Source organism: Shewanella psychropiezotolerans (assembly GCF_007197555.1).
Taxonomy (GTDB): domain Bacteria; phylum Pseudomonadota; class Gammaproteobacteria; order Enterobacterales; family Shewanellaceae; genus Shewanella; species Shewanella psychropiezotolerans.
In genome coordinates, this window is sequence record NZ_CP041614.1 from 997,258 (window position 1) to 1,018,810 (window position 21,553).

General features: G+C 45.2%; 23 protein-coding genes. 19 read left to right on the forward strand and 4 right to left on the reverse strand.

What is annotated here, in order from left to right; all coding sequences use genetic code 11:
• The first annotated feature begins 20 nt into the window (after positions 1-20).
• Positions 21-557, forward strand: coding sequence for a cytochrome b/b6 domain-containing protein (locus tag FM037_RS04405; RefSeq protein ID WP_144045002.1), 537 nt, complete (start codon positions 21-23; stop codon positions 555-557).
• A 45-nt stretch (positions 558-602) separates the two neighbouring features.
• Here FM037_RS04405 and FM037_RS04410 read toward each other — a convergent pair whose 3' ends face one another.
• Positions 603-1,256 carry a thiol:disulfide interchange protein DsbA/DsbL gene (locus FM037_RS04410; protein WP_144045003.1) on the reverse strand — a complete coding sequence of 218 codons (654 nt, stop codon included), beginning with the start codon at positions 1,254-1,256 and terminating at the stop codon, positions 603-605.
• Positions 1,257-1,465: 209 nt separating this feature from the next.
• Positions 1,466-2,125, reverse strand: coding sequence for a DNA-J related domain-containing protein (locus FM037_RS04415; protein ID WP_144045004.1), 660 nt, complete (start codon positions 2,123-2,125; stop codon positions 1,466-1,468).
• 415 nt (positions 2,126-2,540) lie between these two features.
• Between FM037_RS04415 and FM037_RS04420 the strand changes: the two genes are divergently transcribed.
• Positions 2,541-4,175 (forward strand): CHASE domain-containing protein, encoded by a 1,635-nt coding sequence (locus FM037_RS04420; protein WP_144045005.1) that lies wholly within the window; start codon positions 2,541-2,543, stop codon positions 4,173-4,175.
• 181 nt (positions 4,176-4,356) lie between these two features.
• Positions 4,357-5,190, forward strand: a complete 834-nt coding sequence (locus FM037_RS04425) for a hypothetical protein (protein ID WP_144045006.1) — start codon at positions 4,357-4,359, stop codon at positions 5,188-5,190.
• 45 nt (positions 5,191-5,235) lie between these two features.
• Here the strand turns inward: FM037_RS04425 and FM037_RS04430 are convergent, their stop codons facing one another.
• Positions 5,236-6,522, reverse strand: a complete 1,287-nt coding sequence (locus FM037_RS04430; protein ID WP_144045007.1) for a lipopolysaccharide biosynthesis protein — start codon at positions 6,520-6,522, stop codon at positions 5,236-5,238.
• A 248-nt stretch (positions 6,523-6,770) separates the two neighbouring features.
• On the opposite strand from FM037_RS04430, the gene FM037_RS04435 reads away from it, so the two are divergent.
• From FM037_RS04435 to FM037_RS04490, 16 genes are all read left to right on the forward strand, one after another.
• On the forward strand, positions 6,771-7,589 hold the full coding sequence (locus FM037_RS04435; protein WP_407695629.1) for an endonuclease/exonuclease/phosphatase family protein: 819 nt from the start codon (positions 6,771-6,773) through the stop codon (positions 7,587-7,589).
• Entirely contained in the window at positions 7,574-7,867 is a 294-nt protein-coding gene (locus tag FM037_RS30300; RefSeq protein WP_407695630.1) for a hypothetical protein, read from the forward strand. The genes FM037_RS04435 and FM037_RS30300 overlap by 16 nt, the downstream gene beginning before the upstream one ends.
• Positions 7,851-8,012: a hypothetical protein gene (locus FM037_RS28440; protein ID WP_185976955.1), complete on the forward strand. Its 162-nt coding sequence runs from the start codon at positions 7,851-7,853 to the stop codon at positions 8,010-8,012. Before FM037_RS30300 ends, FM037_RS28440 begins: the two co-directional genes overlap by 17 nt.
• 99 nt (positions 8,013-8,111) lie before the next feature.
• Positions 8,112-9,437 (forward strand): BamA/TamA family outer membrane protein, encoded by a 1,326-nt coding sequence (locus FM037_RS04440; RefSeq protein ID WP_227992660.1) that lies wholly within the window; start codon positions 8,112-8,114, stop codon positions 9,435-9,437.
• Between the two features lie 549 nt (positions 9,438-9,986).
• Positions 9,987-12,257 carry an FUSC family protein gene (locus FM037_RS04445; RefSeq protein WP_144045008.1) on the forward strand — a complete coding sequence of 757 codons (2,271 nt, stop codon included), beginning with the start codon at positions 9,987-9,989 and terminating at the stop codon, positions 12,255-12,257.
• 10 nt (positions 12,258-12,267) lie between these two features.
• Positions 12,268-13,395 carry a TolC family protein gene (locus FM037_RS04450; protein WP_221937465.1) on the forward strand — a complete coding sequence of 376 codons (1,128 nt, stop codon included), beginning with the start codon at positions 12,268-12,270 and terminating at the stop codon, positions 13,393-13,395.
• The gene (locus FM037_RS28740) at positions 13,392-13,958 is read left to right on the forward strand and encodes a TolC family protein (protein WP_221937519.1); all 567 of its coding nucleotides are present in this window, start codon (positions 13,392-13,394) and stop codon (positions 13,956-13,958) included. The genes FM037_RS04450 and FM037_RS28740 overlap by 4 nt, the downstream gene beginning before the upstream one ends.
• The gene (locus tag FM037_RS04455; protein ID WP_144045009.1) at positions 13,958-14,167 is read left to right on the forward strand and encodes a DUF1656 domain-containing protein; all 210 of its coding nucleotides are present in this window, start codon (positions 13,958-13,960) and stop codon (positions 14,165-14,167) included. The genes FM037_RS28740 and FM037_RS04455 overlap by 1 nt, the downstream gene beginning before the upstream one ends.
• A gap of 25 nt (positions 14,168-14,192) precedes the next feature.
• Positions 14,193-15,065 carry an HlyD family secretion protein gene (locus FM037_RS04460; RefSeq protein WP_144045010.1) on the forward strand — a complete coding sequence of 291 codons (873 nt, stop codon included), beginning with the start codon at positions 14,193-14,195 and terminating at the stop codon, positions 15,063-15,065.
• A complete protein-coding gene (locus FM037_RS04465; RefSeq protein WP_144045011.1) occupies positions 15,058-15,720 on the forward strand; it encodes a potassium channel family protein in 663 nt (220 codons plus the stop codon). The genes FM037_RS04460 and FM037_RS04465 overlap by 8 nt, the downstream gene beginning before the upstream one ends.
• The gene (locus tag FM037_RS04470; protein WP_144045012.1) at positions 15,713-16,879 is read left to right on the forward strand and encodes an AI-2E family transporter; all 1,167 of its coding nucleotides are present in this window, start codon (positions 15,713-15,715) and stop codon (positions 16,877-16,879) included. The genes FM037_RS04465 and FM037_RS04470 overlap by 8 nt, the downstream gene beginning before the upstream one ends.
• A 464-nt stretch (positions 16,880-17,343) precedes the next feature.
• Positions 17,344-18,222 (forward strand): hypothetical protein, encoded by an 879-nt coding sequence (locus FM037_RS04475; RefSeq protein WP_144045013.1) that lies wholly within the window; start codon positions 17,344-17,346, stop codon positions 18,220-18,222.
• A 328-nt stretch (positions 18,223-18,550) separates the two neighbouring features.
• Positions 18,551-18,763, forward strand: a complete 213-nt coding sequence (locus FM037_RS04480; RefSeq protein ID WP_144045014.1) for a hypothetical protein — start codon at positions 18,551-18,553, stop codon at positions 18,761-18,763.
• A gap of 380 nt (positions 18,764-19,143) precedes the next feature.
• Complete coding sequence (locus tag FM037_RS29130) at positions 19,144-19,377, forward strand: hypothetical protein (protein ID WP_229381083.1); 234 nt, start codon at positions 19,144-19,146, stop codon at positions 19,375-19,377.
• On the forward strand, positions 19,377-19,631 hold the full coding sequence (locus FM037_RS29135; RefSeq protein ID WP_229381084.1) for a hypothetical protein: 255 nt from the start codon (positions 19,377-19,379) through the stop codon (positions 19,629-19,631). The genes FM037_RS29130 and FM037_RS29135 overlap by 1 nt, the downstream gene beginning before the upstream one ends.
• Before the next feature lie 63 nt (positions 19,632-19,694).
• Positions 19,695-20,138, forward strand: a complete 444-nt coding sequence (locus FM037_RS04490) for a cold-shock protein (protein ID WP_144045015.1) — start codon at positions 19,695-19,697, stop codon at positions 20,136-20,138.
• Here the strand turns inward: FM037_RS04490 and FM037_RS04495 are convergent, their stop codons facing one another.
• Positions 20,139-21,077 carry a DMT family transporter gene (locus tag FM037_RS04495; RefSeq protein WP_144045016.1) on the reverse strand — a complete coding sequence of 313 codons (939 nt, stop codon included), beginning with the start codon at positions 21,075-21,077 and terminating at the stop codon, positions 20,139-20,141.
• Positions 21,078-21,553 lie beyond the last annotated feature (476 nt).

The window sequence follows — 21,553 nt, forward strand, 5'->3', positions numbered from 1 at the left end:
ATACACAAGTAGAGGTTTTAATGGCTAATTCTTCTTCGGTTTTCAGTAGGCTGGTTTCTAAGCTGGTCGACTATCAGCATGCCTGTATTATTATCTTATCTGCATTTTTAATTTCCACCAGTGGCTGGATCCTGATGGGACGAGGCCTGCGTAATAGTGCTTCAATATGGGATTATTTACATGTTTACCTGGGGTTAGTCACTGCCGGGCTATCTGTGAGTATGTTGATCACTCATTGCCTGAGAGGTCGGTGGCGACAGATGTTTCCTTGGCTGCTGGCTGACTTTTCTCAGCTCAACAAAGATCTATCCGGGCTGGTTAAAGGTAGAATCCCTGTAGCTGGCGGGCGTGGCCTGTTTAGCTGCATCGAAGGCATTGGGATATTACTCTTAGTTGGTGTTGGCTTTAGCGGCGTGATCTGGTTTTGTCTGCAAGGCAGTTCAGATGCCTTTATGTGGCGCAGTTATCACATCCTGCTTGTGAAAGGTTTTATCGGGTTTATCTTGATACATGTTTTCTGTGTATGTTTGCATCTACTGGATTTCATCAAAAATTGATCTAGAAACTAGGTCCTAGTTTCTAGATGCTTCTTAGGTTTACATCTACTTACGCTCTACGGCTAAGTAATTGATTAAGTCGATAAGCTCGCCGAGTGTTCGAATGGAACTCATGTTAACCGCGTATTTGTCATTCACTACAAATGCAGGGACACTCTGGATTTGGAACTGTCTCTGCTGTACGCGCCATAAATCTATCTTGTCATTAACGGCTTTACTGTCGGCAACAGCATCATACTCATTGATGTCGAATCCATTGGCGGCGAAGACTTTCTTGATATCATCGCGATTATTAAGCTCTGGTTTTTCATGTGCGCCGTGATCATGATTATGGCCATGAGCATCTTCGTCCCCCTGAATCGCAGCAAACATAGCGTGAGTCATCTTGTCACCAGCATTGAGCTCTTGAATCACTGCCAAAGAGCGCATGACTTCTGTACCAATATCACTATTCATAAAGTCTACATGTTTGCTATCAAAGGTGACTTTCTTATCTAAATTGGCTTTTATATCACCAAGATACTGCTTTTCCATGTTGTAGCAGTTATGGCAATAGAAAGAGAAAAATTCAGTTAGCTTTGGCTGAGCACTGGCTGTTTCGGCAATCTGTGTGAAGTGCTTACCTTCTTCAAATTGTGCAGCAAAACTACTCAAAGGGGCTAAAGCTAAAGTTAACGCTAAGGCTATGTGCTTAATCAATTGATTATCCTCAAAAGTGATAGGCTGAAGCAGGCTCGTACCGACTGGTACTCAATATCGAAACTTCTGCCTGAAGGGCAAAGCAAGCTATCGATACGCCATATTGCACCTAATAAATCTAGCATAAAAGCTAATGCTTAATTATGACTGAATTAACTTATAGGAGCAGTGTTTACAGTGTGATCTAGGTTTGAGTTTCGAGGATATTTTTAACGTTTATCTCTTAAAGTCTGCCACGCTTCACAAACTTTACGAAATTGAGCTGCATCTCCATTAGGGCGATCTGGGTGCCATATCAGGGCTAATTTGCGCCATTGCTTGCGGATCTGTTTATCTGTTGCATCGCCCTTTAACTCAAATACCGATAATGCCTGACTGTTATGCATCAAGTTGGGGCTAGTACCTATGTAGTCTTCGTATCGACTCCAGAAAGACTCGAGCATTTCCTGAATGATGTTGGGGCAGGTATCGTAATTGAGCCAATTGAGATAGTAATCTCTCAAGGCGTCATCTTCCTTGAGGCTAGTGACTAGATTTAGGGGTAAAACCCTGTAAATTTGAATCTCCATGGCCTTAACTTGTAACCAATGTTGTGGTAGGAGGAGTTGCTGCAGCTCGAAGAGGGCGTTCATTAGGAGAAAATTGGTTTTGAAGAGGGCTTTCTGTTGATCATCGTCTAGATGATGCATCAAGCCTTGTTGTTGGAGTTTGGCCGCGAGGTGATGTACTTTCCAGCTTCTGTTAGAGGCTTTGAGTAGGCTTAACAACGGCCAAATCAAAGGGTTATCCTCCTTGATGTCACAGAGGCTGGTATCAGGACTCTTTTCTGTTATTGCTGAAATCGAAGTTGAACTTTTAGCAAATAGCATAGGTGAAATTCATCCTGAATTGCTGACTATGACTGTAGACTACGTCATAGGGGCAAGAGAACACAAGAATGATTGACTAAAACAATTTCATTGAGGTTCGTTTCATTCATTGGATATAGAACAATATCATTTGATTTTTTGATTGTTCGAACTAGTCTAAGAGAAGGGTTTGTCATCATTTTTTAATGTTTATCAGGATGTATCTATACTCGTCTTAGCATTTTTCAAGATCGTTTTTTTAGGTATAAATTTTGGATGATTGCTGATGGGAGTTAATTGCATAAAAGGACTAACTAATATAACTTATTTATGTTCCTTGGAACTTTTCTTTTTTTAAGCAGAGTAAAGCATTGTCACAACTTGAGCCTATTTCATTCTTTGTTGCTCTACTCTATTTAAGTAGAGAGAATTAATCATGCGTACATTCAGCATTTTCTCTAACTATTTAGTTCTATTTTTCATCTTGGTTGGCATCATACTGTCTGCAGGGATTGGATATAGCTTTTATCAAAATGAGACATTGACCATAGAGTCCGATTTTAGGCGAGATGTTGATGATAAGGCGGCAGCCTTAGAACGAGAGCTCTTGATTAATTTAGAAGTGCTTTATGCGGTTAAGGGCTTATACAATAGTTCAGATGATGTGACCGAGGGTGAATTTAGAAAGCTGGCAAGTAGCTTCTTGGTTAGGCATCAGAACATAAAGGCATTAGAGTGGATCCCCAGAGTAAGCTTGGAACAGCGCGAAAAATATGAGCAGCAAAGAAGACAACTGCACCCTGATTTTGAATTCACCGAGCGTGAATTTCAGGGGAGTATGATCCGAGCGACTGAGCGAAAGGAGTATTTTCCTGTCTATTATGTCGAGCCAATGGAAGGCAATGAGGTGGCATTCGGTTTTGACTTAGCATCAAATCCCAAACGCGACAAAATTCTCAAAAAATCACGAGATCTAGACCTCTCATTGGCGACCGCCAGCATTACTCTGGTACAGGAAATTTCCAATCAGAAGGGATTTCTGATGTTTATGCCTATCTATCGAGGTGAACCTAATACGTTAATTAAACGTCGAGAGAAGTTGATTGGCTTCGTGCTCGGGGTGTATAGAATCGGAGATATGTTCGAAACAGCGATCAAGTATACAGGCGCCCAAGGCATTAACTTAAAATTGATTGATAATACCGGGGTCTTGGCCGAGCAACTCTATTCAAATTTTTCTATCGACCAACGTCAAAATACGACTCAGCTTCAGCTCACTTACAATAAACCCTTGAGTCGATTTGGAGGGCGACAGTGGACATTAGTGTCGACTCCGACGCTTGGCTATATCGCAGAACGTAGAAGTTTATTACCTTTCATTAGTTTTGCATTTGGTATTTTATTCGTACTTCTTTGTGGTGCGTATACCTCTGCCGTTATTCGACGTAGCTCTTTAATCAAGGTCGAGGTAGAAGAGCGAACCCAAGATCTGAATGAAGCCAAATTGGAGCTGGAAGAATTATCCCATACCGATGGTTTGACCAAGATTGCCAATCGTCGCAAATTCGATGAGCAATTCGAAAAAGAATGGCAGAGAGCCGTTCGAAGCAATATTTCACTTTCCCTCATCATGATCGATATTGATAACTTTAAGCAGTTTAATGATCATTATGGACATTTGGCGGGAGACCAATGTTTGCGGGATGTGGCCAAGTCATTGAAGAGTACCATGAGCCGTAACACAGACTTAGTCGCTCGGTATGGTGGTGAAGAGTTCGTTATTTTATTGCCAAATACCAATGAACCCGCACTCTTGGCGGATAAGTGTCGAATGAGTATTGAAAAATTACATATTCCCCATGAGCCCTCGAGCGTCTCTGAATATGTGACCATCAGTCTTGGAGTGATCAGCGCAAATCCGACTCAGAACAGCGACCCTTTGGCTTTCAGTGCGAAAGCAGATAAATTATTATATCTAGCCAAAGACTTAGGCAAAAACAGAGTATGCATCGAGGAGCCGTTAATCCTACAGAAGGGGGATGTGATAGATTTTAAAGCACCGAAGCAGTAATTGATGCTCTCTATTCGAAGCTTCCTTCTCGGGCTTGCACTTCGATTCCTATTTCATCATTAGCTTAATTATTCAGGCTAGTTACAAGCTACTGATTTTAATCTTGGTTTGTGGTTAAATTCTGCGTAACAAGCCTGCCGGTGAAGCATTCGCTCGCCAAGAATTATAAGGTTATCGCAAAATGGCATTGAAAATTCCTACACTCATTTTCACCGTACTGTGTCTCTCCTTAGCGAGTACTTTTAGTGCTAAGGCACTGGATTGGCGTATCGCTTTTGGTGGCCACGACATTATAGTCGAGCAAGCCGACTCACATACTTTAGGTGCTGGGGCGACTTTTTCATTGTCTCATCTCACGCAGTCCAATATTTTATTGACTGGCTCTGTAGATGTTTTTGTCGATCATGATAAAGATAAGCTAGATCCCGATCATATTCCTATCTGGTTTAGTTCGAATTTTATGGTGAAGGGCGAGCTATTTCGTCTGTCTCCTGATAGTGCATTTCAATGGGAAGTAGAGGCGAGTAGCAGGCGAAATACTGTCAGTTCAGTTGAGAAACAGCTGAAATTGTTTCCTGGTATTGGCTATGAATATGATACAAAAAATTTCTTTGCCGGAGTGAAGGTGGGGGCGGGATACTACTTTCTGGAAATAGATGATGATGTGCCGAAAATGCGTGGATACGATCGAGGTGATTTCCAAAATAAGACCGGGGCTTATACGCTTGCGGCAGACACTCGATTTTCCTTGGGGTCTTCGTTGGAATTATCGGCTAAGATTCAGCATTGGAACGATGGCAGTGAGTGGCTGGAGAATCGTTATAGCATCGCCCTGAATTATGATGCTAATACTTGGGTAGAGGACAGTGTGTTTGTGGTGAGTGTAGAGCATACCGAATACAATCTCGATCCATATGCAAAAGTGGCTTTAGATGATCCAGATTACTTGCCTATCTTACCTTGGGATAAAGATACTTTGGTTAGAGTTTATATCGATATGCCCTGGGATTTTTAATCCCAATATGTGAATATTTTGGAGTTTATCACTAAGCTAGTCTGGTTATTTTATCTTCTGCTCCATAGGCATATTGCAGTGTTCTCTTCTGTGGATCTGCCTCTCTACCAAGCTCGATAAGATAAACATCAAGAGGTAGCCGGTACCTAGGGCTAAGATCACCGCCACGACATTGTCAGTAACCTCGCTATAAATATAGTAGCTCACTATCAGTCCACAAATGCCGCTGATTCTGATCATCAAGCTTTGGGTAAACAAGCCGTGGGCTTTAATAAAAGCTAGCTGATAGGCGTTAAGTATCATGAAGATGAAGAACATGGAAAAGTGCATTAGCACAGGTGCAGCCTGAGTGTATTCAGGCGGGAACACCCAAGCGACTATGTCATGGCTGAATAAAAGCATAGTAATGAAGAAACCTGAACCGACTATGGCGGCCAGCTTATAAATCCACTTTTTTATCTGTTTAATTTGCTGGATGTCAGAATTTCGTACACATACAGCGAGTTCAGGCAATACGAATCGATAGATAGGAAAAACGAACAGCAGTGTCAGATAGGTAATCACAGGTCTAACAACCACCTGAAAGTCTCCGAGCTCTTCGATGCTAAAGTGAGCGACTGTGAGTAGCACGGTAATGTAGATCATCAAGATGCTAGCCCCAGCCTCCAGGGATGCGGTAAAACTTTTTTTCACGAAGCTGACTAGGCTAGAGTCCATATTTACCGAGTCTAAAGGCGTCGTCGCTATCTGTTTTCGTCGGCTGATAAACATGAAGCCAGCCATGGCGAGAGAGGAGAGCATCATGGAAATGAATAGCGAGGCAATGGCGGCTTGCCCTAACAGATAGAAGCAGATAAAGAAGACTAAGATCTGGGCTAAGGGCTCCATCCAAGTCACCTTGTTGGAAATATTGTACATACGATACATGGCTATCTGATTGGTAAAGTAGACCTTGAACCCCATGCCTAAGATGATACCGACCAAATGGAAGTACTCCACTGGGATATGTAATGTGTGCTTGATATAAGGTAAGACAACTCCCCAGGTGAGCAATACCATAGTGATCAGGCTATAACGAAAAATATTGGTTATATCTTTATCATTCTGTGTTTGCGAGTAGCTCACCACCATGGAAGAGCGAAAGCCAGTCATCAAGATCAGAGACAGTGAGATGATATCTATGCTGGTGTGATACAGAGCCAGATCTTCTTTGGCTACCCATTGTGCCAGCCAAATTTTAAAGCCGAAGCCGATAGTTATACTGGCCAAGGTTGCCCAAAGCCCGGCGATAAAAGCAGACTTAACTCGTTCGATAGCTGTTGTTTGCATCATACTCCTAGCCGAATGAGGGGAAAAGGAGAAAGCAAGTTTAAGTATTCAATCGGCAGATTATTCTACCTCGATAATATGCGTCGATATAGTGCAATAAAGTAAAGCTGTGACTTATACTCATGGTTGGTCTTATGACAGGGGTTAAGTTGTACCGTCATTATTTTACCCTAGGCTGTTATTCAAACTATCCTTCGAGTTATTTTCGGTATAACCTTCATAAATAGTATCCGCTATTTCTAGGTTCAGCCTTGTTATCAACTTCTTCCAATAGCCATTATCGATTAAAGATAGCCAGCTTTAATCTGTTTAATTTTATTGCGCCTCCCGATGCCTTCTATGAATTTGACAATATTTACACTCAGGAACAGTGGCAGAAGAAGCTAAACTGGATTGCTAAGTACCTTAATGAGCACCAGCCTGATGTGATAGCTTTTCAGGAGGTGTTTAGTCCTGATGAACTGGAGACCCTCACTAAAGCTTGTGGCCTGGACTACTTTAGCGTGCTGGACTCACCTCAGGTCATGGACGATTTTATTTATAGCAAGCCAGTCGTTGCATTGGCTTCTCGTTATCCTATCAAGGAAGCGGTTTCGGTTAGCGCCGATAAAGAGTGGGCGGCGCAGATGGGGCTAATGAGTGAGTTTGAATTTAGTCGCAAACCGCTTAGGGCTACGGTTGAGTTGCCTAAACTTGGCTTGTGTGATTGTTATGTGGTGCACTTTAAGTCTAAGCGCGCCCTGTTCGATGCACAGGATATTAAGGTTAATTCCGCTACAAGCTCCTTTAGAAAAAGTACTGCAGGTACTGAACTGAATACCGGCCAATTACTGGCCATGGAGGCGCTGGGGCGTTGGGGCTCGAGTGTTCAGCGAGGCAGCGAAGCTGCGCTGTTGCGTTATGCCATGGTTGAACGTCGAAGTCAGACACAAAATCCTATGATATTGATGGGGGATTTTAATGACATGTTGAGCGATGGTGTGCTCGCAGCACTAACCTCAGTCGATACCCGCATCAAACCTCAAGCTGATATGAGTCAGGGAGCCATGGGGGGGTGGCTCATCAGTTAGGATTTTATCGTTTACAAGATTCCTATGATCTATACCAAGCGAGTCAATATAGTTTATCGGAACAGGTCAGGCCTGCGACGCATTATTATTTTGCTAAAGGCTCGGTACTGGATTACATCTTGCTCTCGAGTGAGTTTGATGCAAAAAATGATTTGAGTCTGGCTGAGGTCGGTCGCTACGAAACCTATGACCGCCATTTGATTAACCCCAGCTTCGAGCATGACAGCCAGAGCACAGATCATGCCCCCGTGATGATCACTCTTGCTATCAGAGAATGAGTTTGATGCCAAAAATGATTTGAGTCTGGCTGAGGTCGGCCGCTACGAAATCTATGACCGCCATCTGATCAATCCCAGCTTCGAACATGACAGCCAGAGCACAGATCATGCTCCTGTGATGATCACCCTTGCTATCAGAGAATGAGTAAATGCTGCGGTTTTGTTATCGTTTTGATAATATGCTTAGAGTTTTTACTAATTGCCTAAATGTGCTCAGTTTTACAGGCTAAAGGAACCGACTCCTATGAAGCAAACTACTTTTTTATCTTCTACTGTTTCAGTCTTCTTAGGCCTGCTAATCAGTGCTTCCATTTTCGCAGCTCCCGCGGCCAATGTGAAAACATCGGTTAATCGCACCGAATCGGCCAACAGAGTAAAGGAGAGCTTAGTCTTGCCTTACCTCTTCAGTTCAGAGTCCATGGGATTGAATATCGGTGTCGGCGGCATGCTCAATGGTTACTATCAAGATCATATGACCATTGGCGGGACAATATTTGGCGGCGACGTCAGCAAGGCGGCCGGCGGTGGTGTCTGGAACTTCCTGCTGCCGAATACAGAGCGTTTCTATTTAAGTGCCTACGGTATGATGGGTTACTATCCTAAACAGCGCGCCTATGCTGGTGGCACTCAAGATTTTATTCCCGCCAATACGCCTCTTCCCGGGAGTAATGACTCGGACAATACTCAGTATCTTGAAGCCGATGGCTCGTCGAATTGGTTCGATATTAAACTTGAATATGCCCTTCCCATAGGAGCTACTGCCGATAAAGGCTCGGTGAAGTATCAGCTCAAAGATGGCCTGTTAATTTCTGAGCCTAGTGGGGGCGGGGATTGGAATCCTCTGGAGCATGGAGCGACCGTAGTAGTATTGCGTCAGTTCAATCGTTACCAGAGTTTTGAATTCGAAGAGGGAGAGTCTGATGGTACTATCCACGCTATCGAGCTGGGGATCTTGTATGACAACACCGATTTCTCGATTAACCCGTCTAGAGGCAGTAGCCAATATTTCTCTATCTCCCACGATGCCGCCTGGCTCGATTCAGACAATCAGTGGACATTTTTAAACTTAGACATGAGCAAGTATTTTTCCTTCGGCGAGTCAGATTATGCTCATCAGAGAATTCTGGCGTTAAACTTCTGGACCGGATACTCACCCTCCTGGGAACTGGAGTATGACGGTTTAGGTGGTCAGAAAGTGGTGAATAATGCCCCTTATAATGAGGCGGCAACCTTAGGCGGCTTCTATCGCATGCGTGGTTTCGATCAGAATCGTTTCCATGATAAGGCTGCTATTTACGGCTCAGCAGAATATCGATATACCCTGAAATATAACCCCATAGAAGATGTGAATTGGCTTAAGTTTCTCAAGATTGATTGGTTTCAACTGGTGGGTTTCGTCGAGGCCGGAAGAGTGGGCGCGCAATATACTGCCAGTGAGCTGTTAACAGATCTTAAATATGATGCCGGCTTCTCTTTGCGCTTTCTAGCCGCAGGTCTGGTCGTGAGGACTGATATTGCGATTTCAGATGAAGGTAGTAACACTTGGGTGATGGTGGATCATCCGTTCTAACTTCATTAGCGGTTTTTAGACTAAGCGGGGATCATCCGTGTATATATTTTGTTTAGCGGTTTTTAGACTGAGTAGACCCTGTACGTTTATGTAACATATTAACGACCGCCCTAAGTCTTGGGTTATCCCTTTGTTGTTTCTATGTCTATGAAAAGTAGTGAAGTATTGAGTGGAAGATGAAATGAGTTTGTTTGAGTATAAGTATTGCGGTTTCATCTTGATGGCAACTTAGCGGGTAATTGCTGTTAACGCGAATCTGCTGTGTGATTTTTGTCCTGGTTATGAGTTTTAACTCTTAAATTGGTCACATTTTTTATAGGCTAAGGGCGAAAGGCTATCGGTAAAACGCGTACTTGGTGATAAAATAGTCGCATTGAACAGGAACCTGTTCATGATGGACGCTATCACATGTATCAGGGAAATGATGTCATCTAATAATGCAGCACTGCATTAACATTTCAATACTAGACTAGCGCGATGAGTCGCTATAAAAGCATTAGTCGATTCATGCACTTATTTAAGTTCTATGAGACTCTATAAGGATATTTAATGCAAGGTAAGGACTCAAGTCAAATTGAGCAATCCAGATGGTCGTGGCTGAATTTTAGTTTCTGGCTATGGCCCTTTTGCCTGAGCGAGAAATTCAAGTTTGCCTCGAGAGTTGCCTTGAGTCTGACTCTGGCTTATCTCATTCCCATGGCTATGGGTTGGCCTCAGGCATCGACGGCCGCCACCACTGTGATGTTGATCGCTTCTACCGGCAGTCGCCGCGAGTCTCTCGCCAAGGGTACTTATAGGGTGATTGGCACCTTGATTGGTGCCGTTATCGGCTTACTGCTGGTGGGGTTCTTCGCTCAAGAGCGCATCCTCTACATGTTAGTGGTCTCTGTGGTGGTCTCACTCATCTTCTATTTTCGCAATGCCTATAAGAAAGACCCCAGTGTGTTTATGCTCACCGGGGTGATGGTATTGATGATGTCCAATGGCGGCGATGCCAACGGCGCCTTTATCTATGGTGTTGATCGGGCCTTTATGACGGCATTCGGCGTGGTGGTGTTTACCTTGGTCAGTGTATTCCTGTTTCCGGTCAAGACAGAGCAAAACCTCAAGGCATTAGCCCATGATCTGAATCGAATACAGGGACAGATTTTTCATCTTCTGACGCATTCTAAGGTGACGCAGGTTCAAGCCGAACCCGCTAAATCAATGTCCCTGGAGCGTCCCGAAGAGTCGGCAGAGCAAACAGATGTGTCATCTCTGGTGAAGCAGCTCTTCGCTGCGCAGGGGGCCTTGGATCAGAGGTACACTTCAATCAGCGCCGAGTGCAGCGATGTCTCGGCCTATAAGAAGGAGTGGGACCTGGCCCTGCTCTATTATAAGCAGATCTCTGAGTTGCTAATTTTTGTCGCCGAGTCGGGCTCTCACGGTGTGAAAGAGGGCACAGAGTTAAGGCTAGAGCGCTTTATCACAGATTACGATCAAACTGTCCAAAAGCTAGCGGCACTTTTTATCGAGTCAGAGCAGGCTTGGGAAGATAAAGAACGCACATGTGAAGTCATCGAGTACAGAGTGACTTTAGATGAAGAAGCGCTAGAAACCTGCACTCATCTTGGCAGAGGCAAGGTGCTGACTTTCGCCTACTTGCTCAATCAGCTCCATGAAAAGTTGTCGCGGTTGACGGCGACCATCAGCTGCATAGATTCTGTGACCGGTAAGGTGGACTTCAGCGAGCGCTTCCCTAAGGCACTCTCTCAGTTTATCTGGTGGGATGCGGAGAATGCCAAGACGGCTATAAAGGTATTCGTTACCTATTGGGTCGCGGGACTCATCTGGATCTACTTCAATCCTCCGGGGGGCTACACCTTCGTGGTCTTCTCGGTGATCTACATGTCCCTGCTATCTTTCTTGCCTGTGCACCCTGTGATGTTGCTGGTGCTGTTCACCTTCGGCTTCCTGTTTGCTGTGCCTGCCTATGTGTTCGTTCTGCCCGGGCTGACTTTAGGTGCCGAGCTTGGGGTCTTTATTTTCATCTATACCTTCGTCGCCTTCTATCTGTTCAAGGGGCCTGTCACCATATTTTTCCTTATGGGTTTGTTTGTGCTGGGTATTGATAACACCATGCATTATAACTTTGCCGTGCTCCTCAGTGTAATGATGATGTTTTATCTGGTGGTCTTGATGATCATCTTATCCTATTACTTTCCCTTCTCATCGCGCCCGGAACATCTGTTTCTGGTGATGAGAGAGCGCTTCTTCAGACATGCCGCCGGGGTGATCCTTTGCCATCAAACGCTTAAACCTAACGGCTTACAGCGGCTCAAGACCGATTGGCACCAGATGACCATGAACGTCACTGTGAAGAAATTAACCCTATGGTCGGCAAAAATTAACAATAAGCAGTTTCAGCAAACAACGCCACAAGCTCTCGCGGCCTTCTGTGCTGCCTGTGAAATGCTCAATAATCATCTGAATATCTTTGTCTCTTCCCAAAGTAAGTTTGCAACCAATGAACTGGTGTTACAGGGGCGGCATTCTTTCAAGGATAAGGTGCTGCTGCCCATGACCAAGTCTTTGGCGGGGGGATATAAGCAGGAGGCATCAGACAAGGTGTTTTTGGGCTATGAGTTGGATTATGAAGCCACAGAGTTGCAGTTGGAAGATTATCTTAATGGTCTCGACCTGTCGCTCTATTCGGCGACGGACATCTCAGGCTTCTATATCTTCCTCAATTTGAAGAAGAATGTGTTCGATGCCATCAGTCAGTGTCAACGGACGTATGAGGATATCAGTTGGAACAATTTACGACAGAAGCGATTTTAGGAGAGTGGCAATGTTAAATAAGTACGTCAAAACCTGTCTGGTGATGATGCCATTGCTTGGGCTCTCGGCGTGTACCACTCTGGGACCAGACTTTCAGCCTCTTGAGGCGAAGAAGTTACCCGACAGTTGGAAAAATTCTGCCTCAGACTCTGATTCTAAGAGTGATTCTAAGAGTGATTCTGAGAGTGAGCTTGAACAGACAATGCAAGCATCTGCTCAGTGGTGGAAGCAGTTTAATGATCCGACCCTAAATCTTCTGGTGGAGCGATCCAATACCCAAAATCTGGATATCGAGGCCGCGGGCCTACGTATCTTGCAGGCGAGAATGATCTTGGGGATCAGTGATTCACTCAACTATCCACAGGTGCAGGTGGCATCGGGTAGCTTGGCGAAAGTGTATCGCAACGAGAGCTCGCTCAATAGCGCGGCTCTGTCATTCGATGCAGGGTGGGAGATGGACATCTGGGGCAAATATGCTCGGGGCGTCGAGGCCTCTGAAGCGACGCTCTATGCCAGCATCGCCTCATACAATGATATTGCCGTGACCATCACATCGGAAGTGGCACGTAATTATATTAACTTCAGAACCTTTCAGGAGAGAGTGCTGCTCTCCAGGAGAAACATTCAGATCCAGCAGCGTGTGGTACATATCACTCAGGTGCAGTATGACTCGGGCAATGTCACCGAGCTCGATGTGCAGCAGGCCAAGAGTCAGCTTTACACCACTAAGGCGGCGCTGCCTTCACTTAAATTGGGCATGATGCAGGCGAGAAATGCTCTCGCCGTGTTACTCGGTGTTATGCCTGGTGAGATAGTGCCCATGCTGGAGTCGGAGCAGCTCAAGGCTAAGGTCGATGCCTACAATATCGAGTATGGCAGGGCAGATACCAAGCGCACCATGACTGATGAAAATACCGAATCTATCGTGCCTACGCCGCCCATGCTCGATGCCAGTATCGATGCTTCCCTGGTGATGAGACGTCCTGATCTTCAGGTCGCCGAGTTACTGGCCCATGCCCAGAGTGCCAAGATAGGCTCGGCCGAGGCGGCCCTCTATCCCAGCTTTTCCCTGTTCGGCTCAATAGGGATCAACAGCAATACCCCAGCGGTAGCAGTTTCAGTTTTAGCGATTCGCTGACGCTCTCCGCCGGCCCCTCATTTTCTTGGAATATTTTCCAATATGGCCGGATTAAGAACAATGTCCGCCTGGAGGATGCCCGCTTGCAAGAGGCGCTCACCAACTACAACAAAAAGGTGTTGTTGGCGGTACAAGAGGTGAGTGGCGCTCTGGAATCCTATTCCCTGTATCGGGAGCAGAAGGCGCTGAGAATGAGTTCGGTTAATGCCTCGGTTCGGGCGTTTAATATCTCCATGACCCAGTATGAGAATGGCCAGATAGGCTTCGAGCGACTCCTGAACTCGGTAGAAAAGATGACCCGTAGCGAAGACAGTTATGCCCAGATCAAGGGCAATGTGGCCAATCAAGTTGTGGCGCTCTATAAATCCCTAGGCGGTGGCTGGCAGATAAATAATGGCAAGGCTTTTATCAGCGATGCAACTAGAGAGCTGATGAGGCAGAGAACCGATTGGGGAGATGTTTTAGATGAACCTCAATTATTACCTGTGCTGGGAAACAAACCGGCGGTTGCGGATATTCAACAGACTAGCGCTCAGCTTTCGATTAAAGGAGGGAATGAGTGATGGATCTCCCCCATGAACTCGCTGCGGGAGATGTTTATTTCTCGCCCCTGTTACTGGTACTGGTGGTGGCGACAATCGCCAGCTGGATAACGGTAGCCCTGTTAAATAAGACGAGGTTGTCGCGTTTCATTGCGTTTCCCTCGATGACCTTTATGGCGATAACCTTGTTCTACGTTATCGGCATAGATAGTTTCTTTTTACGCTTCTAAATGGACCTTCGAACAAGTGAATAAGATGAAAAAATTATTAATCATAGTCCTCAATGTCCTCATCATAGGCGGCGCACTGTTTCTGGGTTATCAGAAATACCAGGAGTACTTTAACAACCCCTGGACTCGTGATGGCCAGATTAGAGCCAATGTGATCAAGCTGGCTCCCCGGGTTTCCGGTCCTCTGGTGCAAGTTTATATCAAGGATAACCAGTTTGTGCATAAGGGAGATCTGCTGTTTCAGATCGATCCCAGTACCTATGAAGTCTCACTCTCCCAAGCCGAAGTCGGGCTGGAGCGGGCCAAGTTGAGCTCGCAGGGTAAGAAGATTGAGTTCGATCGCCTTCAGGACATCAGGGCGAAAGATAAGGGAGCCGTTTCCCATAAAGATTTGATCCGCCGTGAGATAGCTTACGAAGAGTCCAAGCTTAAGATTAAGGCCTCCGAGGAGCAGTTGAAGGCGGCCAGAATGAATCTTGGCTTCACTAATATTTATGCTCCTGTAGAGGGTTATGTCTCTAACATAGACATCCAGATCGGTACCCAGGCTGTGATGAATCAGCCGCTTATCGCTCTGGTCGACAGCAATAGCTTCTGGGCCTTCGCCTATTTTCGTGAGAGTGAGTTAGAGCAGATACATATAGGCAGTACTGCCATGGTGACCCTGATGGCACACCCAGATAAGCCTATCGAGGCCAAAGTGGAATCGATAGGCTGGGGCATAGCGCCTAAAGACGGTACCGTGGGCTATAACTTGCTGCCAAATGTGAATCCTGTCTTTCAGTGGATCCGCTTGGCACAACGTATTCCTGTGCGTATTACCTTAGACGAGCTTCCCGAGGGAGTAGAGTTGAGATTCGGCCTGTCAGCTTCGATCATGGTGCTCGGCGATGAATAAGAAAATCAATCAGGAAAATAACTTCTACTACATGACCTTCGCGCTCATTGGCTTACTGGTAACCTCATCTCTGGTAGAGGTGATGCCGAGCGGTATCTTAGAATATGTACTCGAAGGGGTGATAGTGCTGACTTTTCTGGTCTGCATATTGAGTTTGCGTTTTGATCCTCGTTGGAAACGCTTCATGCAGATGTTGGCGCTATGCTGGGTGCTTGCCTCGATACTCAGGCAAGCTTTAGGCATACAGGAGATAGATCTGTTGGTGCTGCTGATCATGTTTGCCTTTTTCTGGGGGACATTTAGATCTATCTCCAGGCAGATCTTATTTACCGGCACAGTGGACGGCAACAAGGTGGTGGGGTCTGTGGCCCTGTTCCTCCTGATGGGCTTGATGTGGACCATTGCCTACCTTATGGTCATGGAGTTTGCGCCACATTCTTTCACTGGCATGAGCCAGATGTCCTGGGGGGAAAACTTCTCTCAGCTGGCCTATTTTAGTTTCGTTACTTTAACCACATTAGGCTATGGGGATATCAGTCCCATCAGCCCATTTTCACAAGTCCTTGTCTACATGGAAGCGATCGCCGGAGTGTTTTATATGGCTATCGTGGTAGCGAGTTTAGTGAGTTCAAATCAGGGAAAACAACATGGATAATCAACAAGGAAATAATCGAGTGGGAAATCAGCAGAGTAAAATATTCGTCAATAACATGATGGAGTCGGCTATTCGCATCGGCTTGCTGTTTATGCTTATCGTATGGACGTATGACATTATCAGGCCCTTCGTCATTCCCGTGTTGTGGGGTGCCATCATAGCCGTGGCCTTGATGCCACTAACCCAGAAACTTGAGAAGGCCTTTAAGGGCAGACGCGGACTGGCTGCGACTGCATTGGCTATTATCGGAGTCGCCCTACTGGTCGTTCCATTTGTCCTAGTCTCAGGTTCAATATTCGATGGCGTCAGCCGTACCATAGAGGTGTTGCAGAGTGGTGATGTTAAGATACCTGGCCCGACCCAGAGGGTGGCCGATATTCCAGTGATCGGCGATAAGCTTTATGAAATATGGGCCTTGTTCTCCACTAACCTGGAGAAGGCGGTGCAGCACTTCCTGCCTGAGATAAAGACGGCCGTGGGCACTATAGCCTCGGTAATAGGGAGCAGCTTGGCGACTCTGATGATGTTTATCATCTCCTTAGCTATAGCGGCGGGTTTCATGTCCCATGCGGAGAAGATCTCTGAGGCCGTTAGCACTGTCGCAGTACGTGTTGTGGGTAAGAATGGCGAGCAGTGGACCACACTAACCGCCGCGACCATACGCAGCGTCTTGCTTGGGGTTGTCGGCGTGGCATTCATCCAGTCCATGTTAATCGGCTCCGCCATGTTCGTGTTTGACGTACCCGCGGCAGGGCTGATCACCTTAGGTGTGCTGATACTCGGTATCGCCCAGCTGCCGGCACTGATTGTTGTGCTACCTGTTATTTTCTATGTGTTTTCTACTCAGGATACGACACCAGCGACCATCTTTACTATATGGGTGCTGATTGCTGGCGTGTCGGATAACTTCCTTAAGCCTCTGTTGATGGGACGTGGCGTGGATGTGCCTATGCCAGTTATCTTAATTGGTGCCATCGGCGGCATGCTGTCGGCCGGGATCATAGGTTTGTTCCTCGGCGCCGTCGTGCTTGCCATCTGGTATGAGTTATTTGTTGCCTGGTTGAAGGTCGACAAGGAACAAGGGGCAAAGCAAGAGCTGACGATTGAAGGTGACACATCTGAGCCTAAGTTTGAAGCTGTGGCTAATGAGGTCAAATAGCTAACGATTTTTACTGACTCAAGGGAGCCTAGCAGGTTACCACCAGAGGAGGAGAGCATAGGCTCTCCTTTTTTATGGGGTTCAGTATTATACCAATTCCATTAAATTGATGAACAATTCAGAGCTCTCTCAGGGCTTTTAATTCACGGCGCATTGTTGAGGAAATGGTTATTCCCTTTTGAGGCAAAGCAACACAGAAGTAGAAGTCCTGAGAAGCTCACGTAGTGCGGGTTTAAAAATACTTTATGCTGCGCAAGTGGCTTTCGATATACGACTGCATGGATGCTGGAGGTAGAGCAACGCAGGAGCTTGTTGCCGAGAATAACTATTAGCTTCAATCCCCTTACTTGCCTACAGCATTTTTAACTCCCGCTGAATGATCACTTACTTAATGGAACTGGTATCATCTATAGTGGCTTTAGGTTAGCGTTAATTTATGCACTGCAAGAGACTCATATAGCCCTATGTTAGATGCCATCTGTACCTTAGATGAGACCAAGCCGGTTACTTATACCGTGTTTAAGTTTCAAAAATTGAGTGATGCCGATATTGAACATTATCGGCAGTCCCTCATATGCCCAGCTTGTAATGGCAAGGCGTACTTCCGCAAAGCCTCGAAAGATGGCAAGGCCGCCTGTTTTGGCTCTCGTTACCACCAGACAGATTGCAGTGAATTTAACCCTTCAAATGCAAAAGTGCGTGAAGAGCTTGCCGCCATCGAAGTTAATCAACTGCTGGTGGACAACGATGCCCTGGTCATTGATTTTTCTAAACGAGCTGGAGGAAAGTGCGCTAGTCTTAGCTCAGCAGATAAAAAGGTTGTCGTTGAGAGTAAAGCTGATAAAGGTAATACAGACTTAGCAGAAATAGGCGCAGATAAAGCAGGGACTCAAGATGAGCAGTCTGGTATGAGCCGAGTCTCTTCGGAGGGATTGGACAAACTGCTTCACAGTTTACTTAGGGGCAGTGAACTGGCCGAATCAGATCTCTGGGTCTATACCGATGAGAAGTACCGTTGGCGGGCCAAGAACTTGTTCGTTAACTTTGCCGATGCTGAGCCTACCGACAACGGTGCGCCGCGTATGTACTGGGGAACCCTCTCTCACAGCGATAAAAATATGCACTGGCTCAATCCTGCCGATTGCAGGGATGTGGGTATTCCTGTCGAAGATTATCAAGAGGCCTTGTGTAAGAGATTTGATATCCAAGAGCGACGCGACCTTGAAGGTGCAGGGATCATCATTTTTGGTAAGTGTTTTTTCAATAAGGATAAGACCCGAAAGATCATTCAGCTGTGGGGTAAAGACATTAGTCGGATGGCTATCTCTAAGTTAGATGATTAGCAGGTGTTAAAGGGAGCACTGGCTGGCAGCTAAATCCGGGTGCTGTACTGCTTATTCGAGATGCATTGCAAAGTGGGAAGTATTTTTGCATTTAGCGAACAATAGTTTTCATCTGGATTCTTCTTTTCGTTATTAAGTTAGCTGAAATAAATATCAGCTAACTTAATAATAATTTAGATGATTATCTTTTTATTTGCCCATGATAAACCGAGTGAAACAAAGTTATAATTATGGTTCTGATTGATTTTGGCACAGCATATGCTGTATTAAAGTCTAGCTGTTTATATCCGATATAAAGGATATAGATGAGTCATTCGAGGAATCAATTATGTCAATTACAAGCCAAGATAAACCAGCCATGCCAGAGTTGCATTTTAAAGTTAATCATCACCTCTATGAAACCTCTAGCTCATACCGTTGTAGAGTCGATTACGTTATCAAGTTGCTCGCCGCCGAAGAGTTAGATCAGGCTAAGGAGGCTCAATGCGCTAAGGAAGATGTGATCAATTTGGAGAAAGATTTTATTAGAGGTTATAACTAATAGAATTTAATCTGGATTGTGATTTTGGCAGGCTTAAAGTATAGGTATTAGCTTGCCATTGGCGAAGCCGAGGCTCAGTATTTAATAAACAGTTTTATACTGGCGAATCTTATAAGGTATCCCATTGTCAGGTGTGAACTCGTCTATACCTTATGTTTTATGATAAAAGCTAATTAAGCTTATTTTCCTACCATAATGAATTTTATAACTGATTTATCGTGTTTTAGCAGGCCAATATTTCGCCTTCTTGATTAAGGGGGATATAAATCACTAAGAGTTAGGCTCATGGTTTATACGTATTTAACAATATGTTATGGATGTTTTATATCTATTGGGATAACTTGACCTCATCTAAATTCCTGTATCTGTGAAGGGATCCAATGTCCTCAGAAAATACCAAGATATTGTTCCTTAGTTTATTCCTCTTACTGGCTGCGACTGGAGTCGGGATAGGCATGTATGTTAATGCGGGCAAACATGATCAAGATAAAAGCTTAGTTCCCCTCATCATAGGTTCTTGGGTGAAGATCCCTGGTATTTGCGAGGGTAAGACCCATTACGACGAACTGGTAGAGATACTGTCTAAGGACTCGCTTAGGGTTAAGGGGGGGTGATGAACATAGCCGATTTTTCAATATCAAAGACCTCGCCGATTGAGATAAGTTGTGATGCTGTGGGTGAAGGTGAGATGTTCGCTCAAACTTCATTTATGGCCGATAAGTTCTCTCGTTTTTATTTGGGCAAGATTGGTGACTACACCATTATGAAAAATGTGTCACCAGCGGGAGAGTTGTGGTTTAAACTCGATACTCATTTCCAACAGAAGCTGCAAGCGATGAGCGATACTAAAAACAAACGCAGACTCTGAGGTGAGCGAATTTAGGCTGGCTCATTTACAAAGAAGAACTTAAGGATAGACCCAGATACAGGTATGAAAACTCAGATATTAAAGGGCTTATTGATCCGCTGGAATGATGATAAAGGGTTTGGATTTCTCAGGCCAGATGCATCTCATGTAGATATGGTCACTTTACATGGGCCGGCTAGCGATCAGGAAATATTTATTCATATCTCAGTCTTGAAACATATGAGCAGGCGCCCCAAGGTCGGAGACACCATCTTCTTTCTGATAGAAACTAAACTCGACAGTAAACTCAATGCCATCCAGGCTTATATTGAAGGGGTCGAAGCCAATACTGATAATGTGAAGGATAATAAACCCTATCTAGGTAACGGCAATAGTAAGATCCCTATCTCCTCATCGGCTGTTATAGCACGGCTATTAATCATCGCCGTGCTGCTTATCGGTGGCAGCCTGATTTATCAGATGTTCACTGACTCGAATACCACAGAGGATGTACACAGAGCGCAGTAATCAAGGGCTCTTTTTCTTCATCAGCTTATGTTTGATAGAGTCCATGGCCGTTTCACCGAACTGATATAGGCCCAGGCCGGAAATTACAAACATGGCGCCTATGACTAAGGCATCTGTGATTGTCTCGCCATTAAGCTGAGCCCCTAACATCATGGCGAACACAGGTGTTATTAAGGTCACGAGGGCGACAGTACTCGCCTTCAGATTTTGTAGGATATAGAAGTAAGCGATAAAGCCTATCAGGGAGCCAAACACCCCCAGATACAGGATCGACCAGAGTGATCTCTCCTGCCATGTCTCTATTGGTAGGGTGCCGTCGAATATCAACCAAGCCAAGGCAAATATTGGCGTCGAAAATGCTAATGCACCAACCGTACTCGCGATGGGATGAATATTGATTTTGATGGTCTTTATTAACACGCCACTGAGACTAAATAGAAATACCGCAGTCAAGATCAGCATCAGGCCAATCCAGCTATCCGAGCCCAATGAAAGTTTAGATGAACAAACAATCCCTAATCCGATAAAAGCCATGGCCAGGGCTAATAGTTTCATGGGGCCAAATTTGGCCTCACCGAGCAGCTTCTGAGCTAGCAAACCTGAAATTAGCGGCGACAGACCGAAGATCAGGGACATGGTTCCCGATGCCAGATAGCGAGCCGAAAAGTAGCTGAGCAACATGCCGCCGACTATGCCTATGGATGAGACGCCATAAAGCTTTATTGCCGTCCTGCTCCATGGCAATCGAATACGGGTTATAAGCAAGATCAAGCTCCCCAGAGACAAGGCGATCATCATTCTCAGCAACACAGCCATGGTCGGATGAACAGACTCGCTGCTCCAGACTATGCCCAGTGGAGTGGTAGACCAGATCAAAACCACAGATAAAAAGGCTGCGGGAACCAGTCTGGGTAATGTTGCCGGGACTTGCATTGTCATCTTGTACCTCGCTTACTTTTGGTATTAATAATTTGAAGAAAAACCTGAGTCTTGGTCATCAAATTTGTGGTAAGCCGAGAAGAGAGCGGAGCGAAGAAGGGGGAGTTATCTGCCGCATTGCTATCTTTTGCGGCTGGGTAATGGTTTAGACTAGTACTCTATTTCCATCTCATCCGCGGGCCGATTCGGCCACACACAAGTCATCACACGGGGATCGGTATTCGTTACTAGGAGTCGTAATTGAATCGATACCAGCTTATCTTGATGACTTGTTTGAGATTGAGTTAACTGCATGAACTAAACCCTGTTCCTAAACTTGGGGAATTAAGTGAACATTCATAGTGTATCTCTTAAGGTATACTGTCAATTAGAAAATCTAAATTAATTTATGCTAATGTGGGTCGGGGTTTTTCTTGAATAAATGTCATGTGGATTTTAAATTAAAGATTTGATATAAAAGATATTTTAACATTTGG

Bases quoted from the DNA above. Each gene is read 5' to 3' on its own strand.
- FM037_RS29130 (WP_229381083.1), top strand. From the start codon at position 19,144: ATGTCCTCAGAAAATACCAAGATATTGTTCCTTAGTTTATTCCTCTTA.
- FM037_RS04450 (WP_221937465.1), top strand. From the start codon at position 12,268: ATGTTAAATAAGTACGTCAAAACCTGTCTGGTGATGATGCCATTGCTT.
- FM037_RS04465 (WP_144045011.1), top strand. From the start codon at position 15,058: ATGAATAAGAAAATCAATCAGGAAAATAACTTCTACTACATGACCTTC.
- FM037_RS04440 (WP_227992660.1), top strand. From the start codon at position 8,112: ATGAAGCAAACTACTTTTTTATCTTCTACTGTTTCAGTCTTCTTAGGC.
- FM037_RS04495 (WP_144045016.1), bottom strand. From the start codon at position 21,077: ATGACAATGCAAGTCCCGGCAACATTACCCAGACTGGTTCCCGCAGCC.
- FM037_RS04425 (WP_144045006.1), top strand. From the start codon at position 4,357: ATGGCATTGAAAATTCCTACACTCATTTTCACCGTACTGTGTCTCTCC.
- FM037_RS29135 (WP_229381084.1), top strand. From the start codon at position 19,377: ATGAACATAGCCGATTTTTCAATATCAAAGACCTCGCCGATTGAGATA.
- FM037_RS04430 (WP_144045007.1), bottom strand. From the start codon at position 6,522: ATGATGCAAACAACAGCTATCGAACGAGTTAAGTCTGCTTTTATCGCC.
- FM037_RS04480 (WP_144045014.1), top strand. From the start codon at position 18,551: ATGTCAATTACAAGCCAAGATAAACCAGCCATGCCAGAGTTGCATTTT.
- FM037_RS04475 (WP_144045013.1), top strand. From the start codon at position 17,344: ATGTTAGATGCCATCTGTACCTTAGATGAGACCAAGCCGGTTACTTAT.
- FM037_RS04415 (WP_144045004.1), bottom strand. From the start codon at position 2,125: ATGCTATTTGCTAAAAGTTCAACTTCGATTTCAGCAATAACAGAAAAG.
- FM037_RS04455 (WP_144045009.1), top strand. From the start codon at position 13,958: ATGGATCTCCCCCATGAACTCGCTGCGGGAGATGTTTATTTCTCGCCC.
- FM037_RS04470 (WP_144045012.1), top strand. From the start codon at position 15,713: ATGGATAATCAACAAGGAAATAATCGAGTGGGAAATCAGCAGAGTAAA.
- FM037_RS04420 (WP_144045005.1), top strand. From the start codon at position 2,541: ATGCGTACATTCAGCATTTTCTCTAACTATTTAGTTCTATTTTTCATC.
- FM037_RS04445 (WP_144045008.1), top strand. From the start codon at position 9,987: ATGCAAGGTAAGGACTCAAGTCAAATTGAGCAATCCAGATGGTCGTGG.
- FM037_RS04460 (WP_144045010.1), top strand. From the start codon at position 14,193: ATGAAAAAATTATTAATCATAGTCCTCAATGTCCTCATCATAGGCGGC.
- FM037_RS04405 (WP_144045002.1), top strand. From the start codon at position 21: ATGGCTAATTCTTCTTCGGTTTTCAGTAGGCTGGTTTCTAAGCTGGTC.
- FM037_RS04490 (WP_144045015.1), top strand. From the start codon at position 19,695: ATGAAAACTCAGATATTAAAGGGCTTATTGATCCGCTGGAATGATGAT.